Below are 19,314 nucleotides of genomic sequence, written 5' to 3'. Positions count from 1 at the left end.
TTTCGTGTGGATGTGCGGTCAGACGGCGGCCTTCTTCAGCCGGCGGCGCTCCCGCTCGGACAGGCCGCCCCAGATGCCGAATCGCTCGTCGTTGGCGAGGGCGTACTCGAGGCACTCGGAGCGGACCTCACAGGCGAGGCAGACCTTCTTCGCCTCTCTGGTGGAGCCGCCCTTCTCGGGGAAGAAGGACTCGGGGTCGGTCTGGGCGCACAGCGCGCGCTCCTGCCAGCCGAGTTCCTCGTCCGCGTCGTCGACCAGCAGTTGCTGCACCAGCTCGGTCATGTGCGCCCCTCGTCTGTCTTTCGCGTCCCCGTGCGTTGCCGTTACCGATTTCGGCTGAACGACACGAGTGAAATTACAAGTGTGCTGCTCCGGGCGAGTCAAGCCGAGATCTGCTATTGGGTCCGTTATTCACTCTGCGGAACCAAGGCCGTGCGGAAAGTGTTCAAATCGGCCTAAACCTCAACGCGCAGGCGAGACCCCGGGCCGGACGGACCCGTACAGACCTCTGTACGAAGAAGGACGTCCCCGCGTTCGATCGCGTTGCACGAGGCCTGAGCGCCCGGATGTGCGCCAGCTGTCCCGGGGTCCGGATGAACAAACCTTTCGCCTGTGCGATGAACCGGAAGAGGTGAATCGTGTCCCACATATCGGGCGCCGAGTTGACAGCTCAGGTGTGAGCCGGTGTCCTTGTGGGCATGCTCGCGAACTTGGCACTCACCTCGACCCGCACCGCCGGGTCCCATGGTGCTGCCCGGTCCCGCTGCAGCTGTTGTTGTCGCTGTTCCAGCTGTTGAGCCTGACTCTCGCTCCAGCTGCCGCCGAGTCCTGACGAACCGACTCGGCCGCTTCCTTCGCAGAACCTCGCAGCACCCTCCCTTCCGGGCCCCACTCCCCCGCTCTTCCGCCGAGGAACCACGCACCCGATGAACAGCGACAACGACCTCCAGATCGCCGGCGACATCCTCGAAGTCCCGCACCTGCTCCAGCCGCCGCGCGAGCACCCGGCCACCGTTGCCGAGTTCGTGGGCCTCGCCCGCTCGATCGCCGCCGACCGCTCCCAGTGGGCCCACCTCGTCCGCTACGACGCGACCACCCGCTGGTACCACCGGCTGCGCACCGGCCCCGGCTACGAGGTGTGGCTGCTGTCCTGGGTGCCGGGGCAGGGCAGCGGGCTGCACGGCCACGGCCGCTCCTCCGGTGTCCTCACCCTCCTGGAGGGCACACTCACCGAGCGCACCGAGCGCGCCACGCGCGCGTTGACGGCGGGCGCCCAGAGGGTGTTCGCGCCGGGGTACGTCCACGAGGTGGTCAACGACACGCTGGAGCCGGCGGTCAGCCTGCACGTGTACCACCCGGGCCTGACCGAGATGCCGATGCACGCTTCCCCCCACTGCGAAGCTCGTCCGGTGACTGCCTGACGCGTTGTCGTACCCGCCTGCAACACTTGTCCCCATGCGCATTGTGGTTCTGGCAGGCGGCATCGGTGGTGCCCGTTTTCTGCGCGGTCTGAAGCGGGCCGTGCCGGACGCGGACGTCACGGTGATCGGCAACACCGGCGACGACATCCACCTCTTCGGGCTGAAGGTCTGCCCGGACCTCGACACGGTGATGTACACGCTGGGTGGCGGCATCGATGAAGAGCAGGGCTGGGGGCGAGCCGACGAGACCTTCCACCTCAAGGAGGAACTGGCGGCCTACGGGGTCGGGCCCGACTGGTTCGGCCTGGGCGACCGGGACTTCGCCACGCACATCGTGCGCACACAGATGCTCGGCGCGGGCTATCCGCTCAGCGCCGTCACCGAGGCGCTGTGCGACCGCTGGAAGCCGGGCGTGAAGCTGATCCCGATGACCGACGACCGCGTGGAGACCCACGTCGCCGTCGAGGTCGAGGGCGAGCGCAAAGCGGTCCACTTCCAGGAGTACTGGGTACGGCTGCGCGCCTCGGTCCCGGCGGAGGCGATCGTGCCGGTCGGCGCCGAGCAGGCCAAGCCGGCGCCCGGCGTGCTGGAGGCCATCGCCGCGGCGGACGTCATCCTCTTCCCGCCGTCCAACCCGGTCGTGTCCATCGGCACCATCCTCGCCGTCCCCGGTATCCGGGAGGCGATCGCGGACGCGGGCGTACCCGTGATCGGCCTGTCCCCCATCGTCGGGGACGCGCCTGTGCGCGGGATGGCCGACAAGGTGCTCGCCGCGGTCGGCGTGGAGTCCACGGCCGCCGCGGTCGCCGAGCACTACGGCTCCGGTCTGCTGGACGGCTGGCTGGTCGACACCGTGGACGCGGCCGTGGTCGAGCGGGTCGAGGCGGACGGGATCCGGTGCCGGGCCGTACCGCTGATGATGACCGACGTCGACGCGAGCGCGCAGATGGCGCGGGAGGCGCTGGCGCTGGCCGAGGAGGTGCGGGGAGCGTGAGCGAGGAACGCTCCGAGCACACGGCGTACACGGTCCGGGCCCTGCCGGGCATTCCCGAGGTGCAGCCGGGTGACGACCTCGCCAAGCTGATCGCCGCCGCCGAGCCGGACCTGGCCGACGGGGACGTGCTGCTCGTCACCTCCAAGATCGTCTCCAAGGCCGAGGGCCGGATCATGCAGGCCGACGACCGGGAGGCAGCCATCGACGCCGAGACCGTCCGGGTCGTCGCCCGGCGTGGCACGCTGCGCATCGTGGAGAACCGGCAGGGCCTGGTCATGGCCGCCGCCGGGGTCGACGCCTCCAACACCCCCGCCGGCACCGTGCTGTTGCTGCCTGCGGACCCGGACGCGTCCGCGCGCGCGATCCGCGACGGCCTGCGCGCCGCCCTCGGTGTCGACGTGGGCGTGATCGTCACCGACACCTTCGGGCGGCCCTGGCGCTCGGGGCTCACGGACGTGGCGATCGGCGCCGCCGGGGTGCGCGTGCTGGACGATCTGCGCGGGGGCACGGACGCGTACGGCAATCCGCTCCACGCGACGATCGTGGCCACGGCCGACGAACTGGCCGCCGCCGGCGACCTGGTCAAGGGCAAGGCGACCGGGCGGCCGGTCGCCGTCGTACGCGGGCTGCCCCACGTCCTGGGCTTCGAGGACGGCGAGGGTGCGCGGGCGCTGGTGCGCGACGCGCGAGCCGACATGTTCCGGCTCGGCACGTCCGAGGCGGTCCGGGAGGCGGTGACCCAGCGGCGTACGGTCCGGGCCTTCACCGACCAGCCGGTGGACCCCGGAGCGGTACGGCGCGCCGTGGCGGCGGCGGTGACCGCACCGGCCCCGCACCACACCACGCCGTGGCGGTTCGTGCTGCTGGAGACGGAGGAGTCGCGGACCCGGCTGCTGGACGCGATGCGGGACGCCTGGATCGCCGATCTGCGCCGGGACGGCAAGAGCGAGGAGTCCATCGCGAAGCGGGTGCGCCGGGGCGATGTCCTGCGCAACGCGCCGTATCTGGTCGTGCCGTGCCTCGTCATGGACGGCTCGCACCACTACGGGGACGCACGGCGGGACGGCGCCGAGCGGGAGATGTTCGTCGTCGCGATGGGCGCCGGGGTGCAGAACCTGCTGGTCGCGCTGGCCGGGGAGCGGCTGGGCTCGGCGTGGGTGTCGTCCACGATGTTCTGCCGGGACGTGGTGCGCGAGGCGCTGGCGCTGCCCGCGGAGTGGGAGCCGATGGGCGCGGTGGCGGTCGGGCATCCGGCGGAGGAACCGAGACCGCGGCCGGAGCGGGACGCGGCGGCGTTCATCGAGGTCCGGTGAGGTGCGGGGAAGAGTTCGCCGTACGCGGCCGTAGCGCCTGTACGACCGCCTAGTCTCGTAGGACAGCACCGGCTCCCCTAGGACCTCATCCGTGGCAGGACGCTTCCCCCAGCGGCCCGCGCGTACGACTGTGCGCGGCGGCCATGTCCGTGTGCCCGCGGGCCCGGCGGCTGCCGGGATACCGCGGCAGGCGGCGGCGCCGGCGCGGGTGCGGCGATGGGTGCCGGACGGGCCGCTCGATCTCGGGCTGGTGCTCGGACCGCTGCGCCGCGGACCCGCCGACCCCACCTTCCGGGCCACCGCGGACGGATCCGTGTGGCGGGCCTGCCGGACGCCCGCCGGGCCGGGCACGCTGCGGCTGCGGGCGTACGGCGGTGAGGTGCTCGGTGAGGCGTGGGGGCCGGGGGCGCAGTGGCTGCTGGACCGGTTGCCCGAGTGGCTCGGCGCGGCCGACGAGCCCGAGGCGTTCGTGCCCCGGCACCGGGTGGTGGCGCTGGCGCGGCATCGGCGGCCGGGGCTCCGGCTGACGCGGACCGGGCTGGTGCTGGAGTCGCTGATTCCGTCGGTGCTGGAGCAGAAGGTCACGACCGACGAGGCGTATCGGGCGTGGCGGCTGCTCGTACGGAGGTTCGGGGAGCCGGCGCCGGGGCCCGCGGGGGTGGGCGAGCGGCCGATGTTCGTGATGCCGGCGCCGCGTACGTGGGCGCTGATTCCCTCCTGGGAGTGGCACCGGGCCGGCGTCGACGACAAGCGGGCGTCGACGATTCTGCGGGCCGTGCGGGTCGCTGCGCGGCTGGAGCAGGCGGTGGGGATGCCGGCGGATCAGGCGCAGGCGCGGTTGGAGGTCGTGCCGGGGGTCGGGCCGTGGACGTCGGCGGAGGTGGTGCAGCGCAGCCATGGGGCGGCGGATGCGGTGACGGTCGGGGACCTGCATCTGCCGGGGATCGTGGGGTGGGCGTTGGCGGGGGACCGGGATGCCGACGATGCGGGGATGCTGCGGTTGCTGGAGCCGTATGCGGGGCAGCGGCACCGGGCGGTGCGGTTGATTCTGCTGAGCGGGCAGGTGCCGGGGCGGCGGGCGCCGAAGATGCCTCGGGTGGACATCGGGTTGCTCTGAGGGGAGCCCGCGCTTGCTGTGGCTGGGGTTCGCTTCCCGGCGTTCGAGATGTGCGGGTGCTGCAGCCGGGCAACGGGGTGTTTCGCTCGCCCGCGCCGGCAGGGTGCGGGGTGCTGCCGCTGGGCGGGGGCGCGTTTCGCTTACCCGCGCTTGCGGGGCGCCTCCCCCACTCTCGGCTTCGCTCGAGCGGGGGACCCCCACCGCCCACCCGTGCCGCCTGGGGGTCCCCAGGCCCCTTGAGGCACTGGGGGAGGCACGACTGCCCGCAGCTACGGCAGCACACAGACCAGGCCTGACGGCGGCGGAGCCTCGCGGCCGACGGCACCGCAGTTCCCCAGGGGCGCGGGGAACTGCGCGATCGGCCACGACGCACCCGCAGGCGCATCTCCGGCAGGGCCGCCCTGAGCCAGGCGGGTCTGGGGGCACAGCCCCCAGACAGCCGTTACTGGTCGGAAGAGAAGCGGAGCGCCCCCGCTGGAATGCGGGCGTCGCACCACACCCGTACTCCCTCGCGGAGCTCGTTGTCGGCGCCGACGATCGCGCCGTCGCCGATGACCGCGCCGGTGAGGACCGTACGTTCGCCCACGCGGGCCCCCGTGCCGATGAGGGAGTCGGTGATGACGGCGCCGGGCTCGATGACGGCGCCGGAGAGGATCGTCGAGCCGGAGATCCGCGCGCCCTCGGCCACGAACGCGCCCTCGCCCACCACGGTGCCACCCGTCAGCTTGGCGTCCGGCGCCACCGTGGCCGTGGGGAGGATCAGCCGGTCGCCGCAGCGGCCGGGGACGGCCGGAGACGGGGCGCGGCCCAGGACCAGGTCGGCCGAGCCGCGGACGAACGCCGCCGGGGTGCCGAGGTCCAGCCAGTACGTCGAATCCACCATGCCCTGGAGGTGGGCGCCGGCCGCCAGGAGGTCCGGGAACGTCTCGCGTTCCACCGACACCGGCCTGCCCAGCGGGATCGTGTCGATGACCGAGCGGCGGAAGACGTACGCCCCCGCGTTGATCTGGTCGGTGACGATCTCCTCGGGCGTCTGCGGCTTCTCCAGGAAGGCGAGGACGCGGCCCGACTCGTCCGTGGGGACCAGGCCGAAGGCGCGCGGGTCCGAGACCTTGGTGAGGTGCAGCGACACGTCCGCGCCCGTCGACTGGTGGGTGTCCACCAAGGCCCTGATGTCCAGGCCGGTCAGGATGTCGCCGTTGAAGATCAGCACCGGGTCGTCGGGGCCGGAGTGCAGACGCGAGGCGACGTTGCGGATGGCACCGCCGGTGCCGAGGGGCTCCTCCTCCGTCACGTACTCGATGTGCAGGCCGAGGGCGGAGCCGTCGCCGAAGTACGGCTCGAAGACCTCGGCCAGATAGCTGGTGGCGAGGACGATGTGGTCCACGCCCGCCGCTTTGGCGCGCGCCAGCTGGTGCGTGAGGAACGGCACCCCGGCGGCGGGGACCATGGGCTTGGGCGTGTGCACCGTGAGCGGACGCAGCCGGGTGCCTTTGCCGCCGACCAGGAGGATCGCTTCTGTCACCTGTCGTCTCTGCTTCCTGCCGGGACCGGCCGAACTACTCGTATCACTCGTATCAATCGTTTCGGCCGGTCAGTGTATGCAGACCGTAGCGGCGGCACCCTTGACGACCGCGCGGTTTCCCACGAGATCGGTGAGAGAACGGTGTGAGACCGGCATGAGACCGGCGGGGCCCCCGACGACTGCGTCGAACGCGTGCTCCGACCGACTCAGCGCCCCTGATAGCGCGCCGCGCCGGAACGGGCCGTACCGAGCTTGGCATACAGCCGCTTGCCGGGGCACTCGGTGGCGAATCCGTCCCGATGGCCGGAGATCACGTTCAGCCGTACCTTCTTGCCCTTGGCGTAGAGGTTGCCTCCGGCCGACGTGAGATATGTCTTGCCGCGCGGATTGACCCCGTAGAGCCCGAGCTTCCACGCCGCGAGCTTGGCGATGGCCTTCACGGCGGCGCCAGACGGCTTCGTCGTGCTGTACGTGCCGATCACGGCGACACCCGTGCTGTTGTTGTTGAAGCCGAGGGTGTGCGCGCCGAGGACCGCCTTGGTCACGCCGCCGGCCCGGCCCTCGTAGAGGGTTCCGCACTTGTCGACGAGGAAGTTGTAGCCGATGTCCCGCCAGCCCATGCTCGTGACGTGGTAGCGGTAGATACTGCGGATGACGGAGGGGGTCTGGGAGCAGGTGTACTTGTTGCCGGAGGCCGTGTGGTGCACGAAGACCGCCTTGACCTTCTTCGTGTAGGCGAACCCGCCGCGCAGCTTCTCGTCCGCGCCCCAGCCGCGGCGCGTGACGATCCGCGGGCGCGGCCCGATGTGCGGCTTGTTTTTCACATGTCCCTTCACGTGCCCCTTCAGGTGGGCGAGTTCCTGCTCGGTGGCTCCCTTGCCCAGCGCCGGGATCTCCAGGGCGCCGAAGTGGGCGACGTCGGCGTTGGCGGCCTGAGCCGCTTGCGCCGCGTCCGTGCCCGGGCCCGTGTCCGTATCCGTGTCCGTGTCCAGACCTGTGCGGGGCATGTCGGCCGGTGTGCCTTCGGACGGCGCCTCGTTGCCGGGGTCGACGAGTTCCAGGCGCAGCCCCGACGGCAGCGGCGGCCGAGCCGGATGCGACAGCCGTGGGCCGCCTGTAGGAGCGCTCCCCGCGTCGGCGTCGTCGTCGGCGCGGACCCGGATGTCCACGCCCTCGGCGTCGCCCACCCACAGCGGTGCGGTCGCCCCGCGCACCCCCCGCGCGGTGCTTTCGGCCGTTCCCGGGTCGGGGCCGTGGTCGGCGTTGTGCGTCTCGATGTCCTGCCAGCCGGACCACTCCCCCGTCGCGGCCGACCGGGTGCGCACCTGGACCCGGCCGTGCAGCTCGATGTCCGGGTCGGTCCAGACGACTCCGAGCAGCGAGAAGTGCTCGCCGTCGGGCCGGTACAGCCCCTGCACCGGGGCGATGCCGAGGACGCGTTGGCCGGTGAGCGGAGCCAGGGGCAGCGAGCGGGTGCTCCCCGGGATCGCGGTCGCGGCGTCCGCAGCGGTCGAAGCATGCGGAGCTGTCGGAGTCGCGGTCGCGGCGGACGCGGTGGTCGCGGGCAGGGTCGTCAGCGGAAGTGCGAGGGCCGTGGCGCAGGTGACGCCGATCGAGGAAGTCAGGAATCCACGCATGCTTATGATCTTGGACATAGTCAGACAAATCTGTCCATTGGTGAACTGACGGACCGTCGGTATCCGTTCCGCCGAACCGGTGGCCGCGGTACGCGCGGCGCAGGTCCGCCCGCGCGTACCCTTTTCCGGGTGAACGCCACCGATCGCACCCCTGCCGACCTGCTGGCTTCCGCGCTCGCCGCGGACCCCGGCCGCCCGCTGGTGACCTTCTACGACGACGCCACGGGCGAACGCGTCGAACTGTCCGTGGCCACCTTCGCCAATTGGGTGGCCAAGACCGCGAACCTCCTCCAGGGCGACCTCTCCGCCGGGCCCGGCGACCGGGTCGCGCTGCTGCTGCCCGCGCACTGGCAGACGGCGGTGTGGCTGCTGGCCTGTTCGTCGGTGGGCGTACTGGCAGATCTCGGCGGGGATCCGGCCGCGGCGGACGTCGTCGTCAGTGGGCCGGATGCGCTGGACGCGGCGCGGGCGTGCCGGGGAGAGCGGGTGGCGCTGGCGCTGCGGCCGTTGGGCGGGCGGTTCCCGCGGACCCCGGAGGGGTTCACCGACTATGCCGTGGAAGTGCCGGGGCAGGGGGACCGGTTCGTGCCGTTCACCCCGGTGGATCCCGAGGAGCCCGCGCTGATCGTGGCCGGGCGGGAGTTCAGCGGGGCGGAGGTTGCCGAGCGGGCCTTGGCGGAGGCGCCGTCGCTGGACTTGACCGGGCCTGGGTCGAGGTTGCTGTCGGGGTTGTCGTACGACACGTGGGAAGGGGTCAGCGCGGGGTTGTACGCGCCGCTTGCCACCGGAGGCTCTGTCGTGCTCTGCAGGAATCTCGACCGGCTGGACGAGGACGCTCTCGCCAAGCGGATCGAAAGTGAAAGGGTGACCGCTGTACGGCGGTAGGCCCCGCGCCCCGGGGGAACGCCCCATCCCCCGATTGGAGTAGCTGAGGGCGCCTTCGCCGCCCTCCGCCGCCATGGTCGTAAGAGCAGGACGTGACGCTCGTACGCCATGAGGGGGTGCCTCCGTCGTGACCGACTCCGTGGGCAAGGCCCTCGGTCCCGGGCTCGGGGCCTCGGCCACCGGGGAAGGGGTTCGGCGGCGGCGTCGGCGCTGGGTGAAGAGGGCGGCGCTCGGGCTGGCCCTGCTCGTCGTGGCGGGCGTCGGGGGCGGGTGGGCCGTCTACGCCAAGCTCAGCAACAACATCACCGCCGATGACGCGGCCGCCCGGGAACTGGAACGGTACGAGCGGGAGCGGCCCACCGCGCTGGTGCGGGACGCGCAGAACATCCTGCTGATCGGGTCCGACACACGGGCCGGGGACGGGAACGCGCGGTACGGGCGGGATCTGGGCAGTGAGCGGTCGGACACCACGATCCTGCTGCATCTCGCCGCGAACCGGCGCAGTGCCACCGCCGTCTCGCTGCCGAGGGATCTGATGGTGGACATCCCCGGCTGCCGGCAGTCGGACGGCAGCCGCAGCGAGCCGGTGTTCGCGATGTTCAACCACGCCTTCCAGGTGGGCGGTTCGGCGTGCACGATACGAACCGTCGAGATGCTGACGGGCATTCGCATCGACCACCACGTGGTCGTGGACTTCAGCGGGTTCAAGGAGATGGTCGACGCCGTCGACGGGGTGCAGGTCTGCCTGAAGGAGCCCATCGACGACAAGGCGGCCCAGCTGAAGCTGCCCGCGGGCAAGGTCGGGCTCGACGGAGAGCAGGCGCTCGGCTACGTGCGGGCCCGTAAGTCGCTCGGCGACGGCAGCGACACCGAGCGGATGGAACGCCAGCAGCGGTTCCTCGCCGCGCTCGTCGGCAAGATGCAGAGCAACGACGTCCTGCTGAACCCGGCGAAGCTGTATCCGGTGCTGGACGCGGCGACCTCCTCGCTCACCACCGATCCGGAACTGGCCAGTCTGCGTGGCATGTACCAGTTGGTGCGCGGGATGCGCGACATCCCCACCGAACGGGTGCAGTTCCTGACCGTACCGAGGGAGTCGTACGTCTACGACGCCAACCGTGACCAACTCGTGGAGCCGGAAGCCGAGAAGCTGTTCGCGCGGCTGCGGGCCGACCGGCCCGTGGCGGTGGCCCGGAACACGCCGGGGAACGGCCCGGAGAAGGACGGAAAGCCGGATGGAAAGGGCAACTCCTCACCCGCTGACGGCGCCTCCTCCCCAGCGAACGGCCACTCCGCCCCCGCGAACGGCGATCCCTCCCCCGCGCCCACGTTCCGCGGGAACACCGCCGCCGAACACACCTGTGAGTAGTGCGGGCATCAAGACGCCGGACTTCCCTCCGGGAAATGGGGCGGATTGCCCAGTTGTAGGCAAGGGAATTTGTCACCGGCGTCGCTTGACGCTGAACTGGCCGGATAGTGTGAGCGATCCGGTGCACCTGGCCGCGAGGTCCGTCCTGGGGCCGTGCACTGTTTCACCGAGACCCGAGCGCCTTTGAGGGGGAAGGCGCCGCGTGGCCCCGACGGAGGATTCGGACAACCGTGGACGCGCAAGGCCGTGGGCGGGCGGACAACATCGACCCCGCAGATCAGTGGGTGCTCAATCCGAACACCGGCGAATACGAATTGCGACTGAGCCCTTCCGCACCGCAGTCGTCGGTCCCCCGCCCCCGCAGACCCGCCCCGCGGGACAACGCCGGCGCGCCGCGCCGCCGTAAGGACCCGGCGTCCGGCGAGACCCGTGAGATGCCCAGGACGCCCAGCGGTTCCGTACCGCCGCCGCGGTCCGGCCGACGCCGGGGCGGCGAGCCGGAGGCCCCGCAGGGCCGCCGGGCGTCCCGGCGGCCGGTGAAGAAGACGTCGAAGGCCAAGAAGGCCCTGGCGTGGACCGCCGGCGGCACGGCGTTCGCGCTGGTCGCCGTCGGCACGGCCGGCTATCTGTACCTGAAGCACCTCGAGGGCAACATCACCTCGACGGACGTCGGCAGCGCGGCCAAGAACGGCTTCAGCAAGGACGACGCCTTCAACATCCTGATCATCGGCACCGACAAGCGCACCGGCAAGGGCAACGAGGGCTACGGCGACAAGGGCAGCGTCGGGCACGCCGACACCAACATCCTGCTGCACGTCTCCAAGGACCGGACGAACGCGACCGCGCTCAGCATTCCGCGCGACCTGATCACGAACGTGCCGGACTGCCCGACCAAGCAGCCGGACGGCAGCGAGAAGGTCGTCCCCGGCACGGACAACGTGCGCTTCAACACCAGTCTGGGACAGGACGGCCGGGACCCCGGCTGCACCATGCGCACGGTGCAGGCGGTCACCGGCATCATGCCGGACCACTTCATGATGGTGGACTTCAACGCGGTGAAGACGCTGACCTCGGCGGTCGGCGGGGTGGACGTGTGTCTCGCGCACGCGGTGGACGACAAGGAGTCGCACCTCAAGCTGAGCGCCGGCCAGCACAAGATCGAGGGCGAGCAGGCGCTGGCCTTCGTGCGCACCCGGCACAGCTGGGGCAACCAGGGCGACCTCGACCGCATCAAGGTGCAGCAGCAGTTCATGGGCTCGCTGATGCGGAAGATGTCCTCCAGCGACACGCTCACCAACCCGTCGAAGCTGATCGACCTCGCCGAGGCCGCCACGAACGCGTTGACCGTCGACAAGGGCATCAGCTCCGTGGGCACGCTCAAGGACATCGCGCTGGAGCTGAAGAAGGTCCCGCCGAAGAACATCTCGTTCGTGACCGTGCCCGTGGTCGACAACCCGGCCGACGGCGTCGTCCACAAGACGGTCATCGTCAACCAGGCCACCGCCCCCGCCGTCTTCGACGCCATCAAGAACGATGTCTCGTTCACCGAGGTGAAGAAGAAGCAGAAGGAGGAGAAGGACGCGGAGGCCGCGCGTCTGAAGGGCAGCAGGTCCGCGCCCTCCGATGTGCGGGTGCGGATCCTCAACGGCGGTGCGGAGGCGGGCAGCGCGCAGGAGACCCTCCAGTGGCTGCAGACCAAGGAGGGCGTGCTGAAGTCCGAGAACGCGGGCAACGCGGGCTCCGCGAGCAAGACCACGCTGGAGTACGCGCCCGACCAAGCCGCCCAGGCGAGGGAGCTGGCCCAGCTCATGGGGCTGCCCGGGGCCGCGCTCAAGCCCGGCAAGAGTGTGATCAACTCCCAGGGGCTGCCGGCGATGACGCTGACGCTGGGCAAGGACTTCAAGGGTGCGGGTGTCTCCCTCACCGCGCCGGCCAAGGCACCGGCCGTCGACAAGTCCACGGCGGACACGGTCAAGTGCGCCTCTTAGGAAATTCTTAGGTAACCCTGCGGGTCCGTCGTGCGTCTAACTGGGCGCGGGGCGGGCCCGTTGGTACGCGCAAAGGGCGGGGAGGGCAGGACGTTTTGGCGCAGAGCGATGTACGAGGGCAGGATCCTGCGGTCGACGACACGATGTCGCTCGCACCGCGGAACGGCGAGGCGCCGGAGGGGGCCGGCCGGCACGGCGGGGGGCGGGGCGCAGGTGGTTCCCGGACCGGGCGGCCGCGCCGCAGACGGCGGGCTCTGCGCTGGTCGGCGACCGTACTCGCGGTGGTGATACTCGGCGGCGCGAGTGCCGGCTATCTCTACTACCAGCATCTGAACTCCAACATCCAGAAGGGCCGGCGCAGCAGCGGCGACGACTCCAAGGCGCACAAGACGCCGGCGAACGCGGCCGGTCAGACGCCGGTGAACATCCTGCTGATCGGCTCGGACAGCCGTAACTCCGCGGCGAATCTGAAGCTCGGCGGCAGCAGGGACAGCGTCGGCGCCCCGGGGAACGCCGACGTGCAGATGCTCATCCACCTGTCCGCGGACCGCAAGAGCGCCGCCATGGTGAGCATCCCCCGGGACACCCGCGTCGACATCCCCAAGTGCACGGACCCGGACACCGGCAAGGTCTATCCGGCGACCAACGACATCATCAACACCACGCTGGGCCGCGGCGGGGCGGGCTGCACGCTGGCCACCTGGGAGAACCTCACCGGGGTCTATATCGACCACTGGATGACGATCGACTTCGCGGGTGTGGTGAGCATGGCGGACGCCATCGGCGGCGTCGACGTCTGTGTGCGGCAGAACGTCTGGGACCACCCGACGCCGGCCCAGCGCGGCGGCTCCGGGCTGAAGTTGACGGCCGGGACGCACAAGGTCCAGGGCGTGCAAGCCCTGCAGTGGCTGCGCACGCGGCACGCCTGGGGCAGCGACCTGATGCGGGCCCGCGCCCAGCACATGTACCTGAACTCGATGATCCGCACGCTGCAGCACCAGAACGTGTTCACCGACTCCGGCCGGCTGATGAACCTGGCCGAGGCGGCCACCAAGTCCCTGAAGGTCTCTGAGGAGATCGGCACGGTCAAGAAGCTGTACGACCTGGCCATGGAGATGAAGTCGGTGCCGTCGAACCGCATCACGTCGGTGACGATGCCCAACGTCGACGACCCGCAGGACCCCGGGAACCACGTGCTGCCGGACAAGGCCAACGCCGACAAGATATGGCAGATGCTCCAGGCCGACGTGCCGCTCGACAAGAACGGCAAGGCCTCGGACACACAGCAGGTCGCGCGCAAGGGTACGGCGGCCAAGACGCCGTCCACGGACCCGGGTCGGCTGGGCGTGCTGGTGCGCAACGCCACGCGGAGTTCCACCGAGAGCGCGGTCCAGGGGCGGGCGAACGACATCAGCCAGGTGCTGGCGCAGCAGGGCTACACGCGGGCGAGTGCCGACACCTCGGGGACGCTGTCCGAGGACAGTACGGTCGTGCAGTATCCGAGCGCGGATCTGGAGGGGGACGCGCAGGCGGTGGCGAAGGCGCTCGGCATCCCGGTGAGCGCGGTGAAGAGGTCGACCGATGTGTCGGGGGTCACGGTGGTCGTGGGCGCGGACTGGCGCACCGGCACCGCGTTTCCGAAGCAGTCCAAGCCGAAGGCCGGCGATCTGCCCAGCGGCTCCGACGCGATCAACGGGTCGGACTCGTCGCAGTGCATGGACGTGTACAAGCCGTATCAGTGGTAGCCGGTCAGTGGTGGCCGAACGGCCCCGCCCGGAAGCCGGGAGGGGCCGTTGAGGGCCGTTGGGGTCAGTGCACGTCGTGCTTCAGCGCGAGCTGAGCACCGCCGGGCGCCGTGACGCGATGACCTTCTTCGCCAGCGACTTCGGGCTGGTCAGGAAGCCCCAGCCCCAGCACATGTGCATGGTGGCCAGGGCCACCGGGATCTGCAGCCGGGCCTTCAGGGGCAGCCCCTTGCCCGCCAGGACGGAGCCCGCGGCGATGGCCGCCAGATAGCCGCCGGGGACGGCGAAGCCCCACGGGGTGAGCGCCACGCCGGCCACGATCCCGGCCGCTATCGCGCAGACCGCCGTCGGCGGGGCGAGGTAGCGCAGGTTGATGGAGCCGGAGTGGTAGCGGGCCACGACGTGCCGCCAGCGGCCGTAGTCCTTGTACTGCTTGGCCAGCGCCCGCACCGAGGGCCGCGGCCGGTACGACACGCGCAGCTCGGGCGAGAACCAGACGAGTCCGCCCGCTTCCCTGATCCGGAAGTTCAGCTCCCAGTCCTGGGCGCGGATGAACTCCTCGTTGTAGCCGCCCTGTTGCTCCAGGGCCTCGCGGCGGAAGACGCCGAGGTAGACGGTCTCGGCCGGGCCCGCCTCGCCGCCCGTGTGGAAGGCGGCGTTGCCGACACCGATCTTCGAGGTCATCGCGGCGGCGACCGCGTGCTCCCAGTCGTTCTCGCCCTCGGCGTGCATGATGCCGCCGACGTTCTGCGCGCCAGTCTCCGTGAGGAGCCGGACGGCGGTGGCGATGTAGTTCGGCGAGAGCATGCCATGGCCGTCGACACGGACCACGATCGGGTGCCGGGAGGCCTTGATCGCGGCGTTCAGCGCGGCGGGCGTGCGGCCGCTGGGATTCGGGACCGTGTGGACGCGCTTGCTCTCATGGGCTGCGGTTTCGTGCACCAGCTCGGCCGCGATCTCGTCCGTGCGGTCCGTGGACGGACCGAGGGCGATGACGACCTCCAGCTCGCCGGCGTACTCCTGCGCGAGGATCGCTTGGACGGCCCCGCGCAGATGCCGCTCCTCGTTGAGGACGGGCATGATCACGGAAACAGCGGGGAGCCGCACGTCGGGCTTGGCGTTCATAGGGGGCTCACGTTACCGCGAACGGGGGACACCGGTGCGCGCCGCCGGGGCGTAGGCCCGGGCTGGAGATCGTATCGGCCTACGGTGCTCACGGCTCCCACGTACGGCCTCGTCCGGAGGTGTCCTTCTTGGCCAGCCCGCCCCGGTCCCCCTCCTCCACTGCCAGGAGCGTGGGAGGTGCCCCCAGTCCGCAGCGCCGACCGCAGCCGCCCCGCCGTGTGCCGCCCCCGCCCGCACGGCCGGTGCGGTCCGTACGACCGCCGCGGCGGCCCCGCTGGGCGATGCGGGCGGTGACCACGCTGTCCGTGCTGGTGCTCGCCTCCGCCGGGATCGGGCACGCGGTGATCAGCAGCCTGGACGCGGGCATCGCCCGGGTCGACGCCTTCAAGGACATGAAGAACCGGCCCAGCGCGGGCCACGGCACGAACGTGCTGCTGGTCGGCACCGACGGCCGCGACAAGATCACCGAGCAGGAGCGGCGGCAGTTCCGGCTGGGCGGGGTGCCCTGCCACTGCACGGACACGATGATGATCGTGCACATCTCGGAGAACCGGGACCGGGCCACCGTGGTGAGCCTGCCGCGCGACTCCTTCGCCGAGGTGCCCGAGCGCACCGACGACGCCTCCGGAGAGCCGCCCGCATCGCATCCGATCAGGCTCAACGCGGCCTATGCCGAGGGCGGCCCCGGGCTGACGATCCGCACGGTCGAGAACATGACCCATGTGAAGATCGACCACTATCTGGAGGTCGACTTCAACAGCTTCATGAAGACCGTGGACGTCCTGGGCGGGGTGAAGATCTGTACGGCGACCCCGCTGAAGGACTCCTACACGGGCCTCGACCTCGCCCCGGGCACCCACACCCTCGCCGGCGGGCAGGCCCTGCAGTATGTGCGGGCCCGGCACATCGACGGGGCGAGCGACCTGGGCCGGATGAAGCGGCAGCAGCAGTTCCTGGCCGCGCTGATCGAGCGGGCCACCTCCTCCGGGGTGCTGCTGAACCCGATGCGGTTCCGGGACGTCACCCGGGCGGTGCTCGGCTCGGTCCGCGCCGACGAGGGCTTCGGCGCGGACGAGCTGCTCGACCTCGGCCGGGCCATGCGGGACTTCTCTCCGTCCTCCTCCGAGTTCACCACCGTGCCCATCGCGCAGATGAACTACGACGTCAAGGGCATCGGCTCGACCCTGAAGTGGGACCAGGCCAAGGCGGACCAGCTCTTCACGGCCCTGCGCGACGACAAGCCGCTCACCGGGGACCAGCCGCACCACGCCCACACCCCCGCGCCGGCGTCGGTGGACGTGGACCCGCGGCAGATCCGGGTCCAGGTGGCGAACGGCACCGGTACGGTCGGCCTCGCGGGGCGGGTCGACGCGGCGCTCGCGGCGACCGGCTTCGCCACGACCCGCCAGCCGGTGACCGCCCCGGCCCTTGTGCCGCACACGGTGATCTTCTACGACCCCCGCTGGGACCGCTCCGCCCGCGCCCTGGCCGCCGCCCTGCCGGGCAGCGAACTGCACCCGGCGCCGGGCCAGGGCCCCCTGCTGAAGGTGACCGCCGGAGCCGACTTCAAGGACGTCCGCAAGGTCCGCTTCGACGACCCGGCACAACCGCAGCAGAACGTGCTGCGCGGCGACGAGGTGCTCTGCTGAGCGCTGTCTGCGGGGCCGGACAGGCCCTAGTCCTCGAACCCCTCGGCCAGTCTCTTCTCGCGTAGCTCGCGGATGGCGCGGCGGCGGGCCAGGCGGTGGGTGCGGCGGATCTGGGCCTCCTGGTAGCGGCGGCGGTCGCGGTCGGTCTCCGGGACGACCGGCGGCACCGGGCGCGGCTTGCCGTCGGCGTCGACGGCGGCGAAGACCAGGTAGGCGGAGCCGACCTGGGTGGCCGGGGCCGACTCGTTCCAGCGCTCGGCGAGGACCCGTACGCCGACCTCCATGGAGGTCCGGCCGGTCCAGTTGACCTGGGCCTTCACATGGACCAGGTCACCGACGCGGACCGGCTCCAGGAAGGCCATCTCGTCCATGGACGCGGTGACGGCGGGGCCGCCGGAGTGCCGGCCCGCCACCGCGCCCGCCGCGTCGTCGACCAGCTTCATGATCACCCCGCCGTGCACCGTCCCCAGGAGGTTGGTGTCGTTGTGGGTCATGATGTGGCTGAGAGTGGTGCGCGAGGCGGACGTCGGCTTGCCGGGGATGTCCGGTTCCGGGTCCGTGACCTGGTCTGTCATGCCGTCCACCTTATGCCGATGTGACAATCGCGGAATTTGTGTTGGCTTCGCAACAGCGCCGCTCCTATTTTCCGACAGCCCTTGTAAGGCACACGGCGTTGCCCTGCACACTGGGGCGCATGACTGACTGGCCCGAGGGATGGTCCGACAACAACGGCGGACCCCGGTACGGACGCGGAAGCGCCGGCGCGCAGCCGGAGGGCGCGCGTGCGATGCGTCAGGTGCGGCGCGGCCCGGCGGTACCGCCCGGCCAGCGCTCGTACGGCGACCCCGGCCCGGCGGCACCGCCGTACGGGACCGCAATCCCGCAGCAGCCGTCGTACGTGGACGGCCGGGGACACGACGAGGGCGCCGGCTACGACAGCGGCTACAACACCGGGCAGGTGTACGGCGGCGGCGGCCGGCGCGGCGGCGGCTTCGTGCCCAACGACAACGACCCGGACCCGGAGCTCGATCACTACCGGCCGCGCGCCAACTGGCGGCGCCGGATCAAGTGGACCGTGATCACGCTGGCGACCGTGCTGGTCGTCACATCCGTCGCGACCTACTTCTGGGCCGACTCCAAGCTGCGCCGCGAGGTCGACCTGTCCCAGGTCATCGACCGGCCCGCGTCGGGCTCGGGCACGAACTACCTGATCGTCGGCTCGGACAGCCGCGAGGGCATGACCAAGGCGGACGAGCAGAGGCTGCACACCGGTGCCGCCGAGGGCAAGCGCACCGACTCGATGATGATCCTGCACGTCGGCGACAACGGGGACACGCTGGTCTCGCTGCCGCGCGACTCGAACGTGACCGTCCCGTCGTACAAGGGCTCGACGTCCGGGAAGGTCTACCCGGCGCAGGGCCGGCAGGAGAAGCTCAACGCGACCTACGCCGAGGACGGCCCGACCCTGCTGGTCCGCACGATCGAGGCCAACACCGGGTTGCACATCGACCACTACGTGGAGATCGGCTTCCAGGGCTTCGCGAACATCGTGGACGCGGTCGGCGGTGTCGACATCAACATCGACAAGGGCTTCAAGGACAAGTGGTCCGGCGCCGACTTCAAGGCGGGCGAGCAGACCCTGAACGGTCAGCAGGCCCTCGCCTTCGTCCGCACCCGGCACGCCTTCGCCGCCTCCGACCTGCAGCGCACCAAGAACCAGCAGAAGTTCCTGTCGGCGCTGGCCCACCAGGTGGCCACCCCGTCGACGGTCCTGAACCCCTTCACGTTCTACCCGGTGATGGGCGCGGGCCTGGACTCCCTGATCGTCGACAAGGACATGTCCCTGTGGGACCTGGCCTCGATGTTCTGGGCGATGAAGGGCGTCCAGGGCGGTGGCGGCACGTCCCTGAACATGCCGATCTCCGGCTCCGTCGGCGGCAACCTCGTCTGGGACAAGGCGAAGGTCAAGACCCTGGTGGACGAGCTGAACAACGACCAGAAGGTCACCGTCTCTGGCAACTGACGGACACCCGCCTGAACGCGGTCGAGGGCACCCGCGCGGGTGCCCTCGACCGCGTTCAGGCGGGCCTCACATCTTGGCGCCCGCCATGGCGCGGCACATCTCCGCTGCGCGGCGACACGCCTCCGCGCAGCGCATCATCTGCGGGTCGTCCGGCATCGCCATACACGCGTCGGCACACATGTCGCAGGTCTTGGCGCACATCGCGCACATGTCGCCCGACATGGGCGAGCGGCGCATCATCATGTCGGCGCACATACGGGTCGTCTCGGAGCAGTCCATGAGGGCGCGCATGATCTGCATCTGGGCCTGGCCGCCCTTCTGCATGCAGGTACTCATGGTCTCCTCGCACATGGTGTGCGCGGCCATGCAGGCGTTGACGCAGTCCTGCATCTGCTGGGTCATGGGCGTCATCGTTCCGGGCTGGGTCATGGCTCCTCCTCGAAGGCGGGGACCCGGGACGGGTCCCGTGTGCTTCCGTCCTACGTCCCCGCGGCCCGCCCCGCATGTGACCGACCGGTCGGCA

At 70.9% G+C, this 19,314-nt stretch carries 16 protein-coding genes; 10 read left to right on the top strand and 6 right to left on the bottom strand.

Features of this window, described 5'->3' with window-relative positions; translation table 11 throughout:
- Positions 1 to 18: 18 nt before the first annotated feature.
- Positions 19 to 282, bottom strand: a complete 264-nt coding sequence (locus M878_RS75175) for a WhiB family transcriptional regulator (RefSeq protein WP_003975777.1) — start codon at positions 280 to 282, stop codon at positions 19 to 21.
- A gap of 644 nt (positions 283 to 926) precedes the next feature.
- Between M878_RS75175 and M878_RS75170 the strand changes: the two genes are divergently transcribed.
- From M878_RS75170 to M878_RS75155, 4 genes are all read left to right on the top strand, one after another.
- Positions 927 to 1,421 (top strand): cysteine dioxygenase, encoded by a 495-nt coding sequence (locus tag M878_RS75170; RefSeq protein WP_023550031.1) that lies wholly within the window; start codon positions 927 to 929, stop codon positions 1,419 to 1,421.
- A gap of 34 nt (positions 1,422 to 1,455) precedes the next feature.
- A complete protein-coding gene (gene cofD / locus M878_RS75165; RefSeq protein ID WP_023550030.1) occupies positions 1,456 to 2,415 on the top strand; it encodes a 2-phospho-L-lactate transferase in 960 nt (319 codons plus the stop codon).
- A complete protein-coding gene (locus M878_RS75160) occupies positions 2,412 to 3,728 on the top strand; it encodes a coenzyme F420-0:L-glutamate ligase (protein ID WP_023550029.1) in 1,317 nt (438 codons plus the stop codon). Before cofD ends, M878_RS75160 begins: the two co-directional genes overlap by 4 nt.
- Before the next feature lie 91 nt (positions 3,729 to 3,819).
- Complete coding sequence (locus M878_RS75155; protein WP_209445557.1) at positions 3,820 to 4,845, top strand: DNA-3-methyladenine glycosylase family protein; 1,026 nt, start codon at positions 3,820 to 3,822, stop codon at positions 4,843 to 4,845.
- Positions 4,846 to 5,287: 442 nt separating this feature from the next.
- On the opposite strand, the gene manB is transcribed toward M878_RS75155, so the two are convergent.
- Positions 5,288 to 6,370: a mannose-1-phosphate guanylyltransferase gene (gene manB, locus M878_RS75150; RefSeq protein WP_023550027.1), complete on the bottom strand. Its 1,083-nt coding sequence runs from the start codon at positions 6,368 to 6,370 to the stop codon at positions 5,288 to 5,290.
- 206 nt (positions 6,371 to 6,576) lie between these two features.
- Positions 6,577 to 8,007 (bottom strand): peptidoglycan recognition protein family protein, encoded by a 1,431-nt coding sequence (locus M878_RS75145; RefSeq protein ID WP_245238207.1) that lies wholly within the window; start codon positions 8,005 to 8,007, stop codon positions 6,577 to 6,579.
- 129 nt (positions 8,008 to 8,136) lie between these two features.
- Between M878_RS75145 and M878_RS75140 the strand changes: the two genes are divergently transcribed.
- The 4 genes from M878_RS75140 (at position 8,137) to M878_RS75125 (ending at position 13,994) form a co-directional block, all read left to right on the top strand.
- Positions 8,137 to 8,892 (top strand): TIGR03089 family protein, encoded by a 756-nt coding sequence (locus M878_RS75140; protein WP_023550025.1) that lies wholly within the window; start codon positions 8,137 to 8,139, stop codon positions 8,890 to 8,892.
- A gap of 127 nt (positions 8,893 to 9,019) precedes the next feature.
- Positions 9,020 to 10,261 carry an LCP family protein gene (locus tag M878_RS75135; protein ID WP_023550024.1) on the top strand — a complete coding sequence of 414 codons (1,242 nt, stop codon included), beginning with the start codon at positions 9,020 to 9,022 and terminating at the stop codon, positions 10,259 to 10,261.
- A 230-nt stretch (positions 10,262 to 10,491) separates the two neighbouring features.
- Complete coding sequence (locus M878_RS75130; RefSeq protein ID WP_031225759.1) at positions 10,492 to 12,249, top strand: LCP family protein; 1,758 nt, start codon at positions 10,492 to 10,494, stop codon at positions 12,247 to 12,249.
- 143 nt (positions 12,250 to 12,392) lie between these two features.
- Positions 12,393 to 13,994 carry an LCP family protein gene (locus tag M878_RS75125; RefSeq protein WP_023550022.1) on the top strand — a complete coding sequence of 534 codons (1,602 nt, stop codon included), beginning with the start codon at positions 12,393 to 12,395 and terminating at the stop codon, positions 13,992 to 13,994.
- Positions 13,995 to 14,075: 81 nt separating this feature from the next.
- On the opposite strand, the gene M878_RS75120 is transcribed toward M878_RS75125, so the two are convergent.
- Entirely contained in the window at positions 14,076 to 15,119 is a 1,044-nt protein-coding gene (locus M878_RS75120; RefSeq protein WP_023550021.1) for a glycosyltransferase family 2 protein, read from the bottom strand.
- 128 nt (positions 15,120 to 15,247) lie between these two features.
- Here M878_RS75120 and M878_RS75115 point away from each other — a divergent pair, with 128 nt between their 5' ends.
- Entirely contained in the window at positions 15,248 to 16,768 is a 1,521-nt protein-coding gene (locus M878_RS75115; RefSeq protein ID WP_483414719.1) for an LCP family protein, read from the top strand.
- A gap of 26 nt (positions 16,769 to 16,794) precedes the next feature.
- On the opposite strand, the gene M878_RS75110 is transcribed toward M878_RS75115, so the two are convergent.
- A complete protein-coding gene (locus M878_RS75110) occupies positions 16,795 to 17,343 on the bottom strand; it encodes an acyl-CoA thioesterase (protein ID WP_023550019.1) in 549 nt (182 codons plus the stop codon).
- A 119-nt stretch (positions 17,344 to 17,462) separates the two neighbouring features.
- On the opposite strand from M878_RS75110, the gene M878_RS75105 reads away from it, so the two are divergent.
- A complete protein-coding gene (locus M878_RS75105) occupies positions 17,463 to 18,791 on the top strand; it encodes an LCP family protein (RefSeq protein WP_023550018.1) in 1,329 nt (442 codons plus the stop codon).
- Positions 18,792 to 18,857: 66 nt separating this feature from the next.
- Here M878_RS75105 and M878_RS75100 read toward each other — a convergent pair whose 3' ends face one another.
- Positions 18,858 to 19,220, bottom strand: a complete 363-nt coding sequence (locus M878_RS75100) for a four-helix bundle copper-binding protein (protein ID WP_023550017.1) — start codon at positions 19,218 to 19,220, stop codon at positions 18,858 to 18,860.
- Between the last annotated feature and the right edge of the window lie 94 nt (positions 19,221 to 19,314).

The organism is Streptomyces roseochromogenus subsp. oscitans DS 12.976, assembly GCF_000497445.1.
Classification (GTDB): domain Bacteria; phylum Actinomycetota; class Actinomycetes; order Streptomycetales; family Streptomycetaceae; genus Streptomyces; species Streptomyces oscitans.
This window is presented reverse-complemented; position numbering and strand designations above follow the sequence as displayed.

Bases quoted from the DNA above. Each gene is read 5' to 3' on its own strand.
- cofD (WP_023550030.1), top strand. From the start codon at position 1,456: ATGCGCATTGTGGTTCTGGCAGGCGGCATCGGTGGTGCCCGTTTTCTG.
- M878_RS75175 (WP_003975777.1), bottom strand. From the start codon at position 282: ATGACCGAGCTGGTGCAGCAACTGCTGGTCGACGACGCGGACGAGGAA.
- M878_RS75170 (WP_023550031.1), top strand. From the start codon at position 927: ATGAACAGCGACAACGACCTCCAGATCGCCGGCGACATCCTCGAAGTC.
- M878_RS75110 (WP_023550019.1), bottom strand. From the start codon at position 17,343: ATGACAGACCAGGTCACGGACCCGGAACCGGACATCCCCGGCAAGCCG.
- M878_RS75105 (WP_023550018.1), top strand. From the start codon at position 17,463: ATGACTGACTGGCCCGAGGGATGGTCCGACAACAACGGCGGACCCCGG.
- M878_RS75125 (WP_023550022.1), top strand. From the start codon at position 12,393: ATGTCGCTCGCACCGCGGAACGGCGAGGCGCCGGAGGGGGCCGGCCGG.
- M878_RS75145 (WP_245238207.1), bottom strand. From the start codon at position 8,007: ATGCGTGGATTCCTGACTTCCTCGATCGGCGTCACCTGCGCCACGGCC.
- M878_RS75100 (WP_023550017.1), bottom strand. From the start codon at position 19,220: ATGACCCAGCCCGGAACGATGACGCCCATGACCCAGCAGATGCAGGAC.
- M878_RS75120 (WP_023550021.1), bottom strand. From the start codon at position 15,119: ATGAACGCCAAGCCCGACGTGCGGCTCCCCGCTGTTTCCGTGATCATG.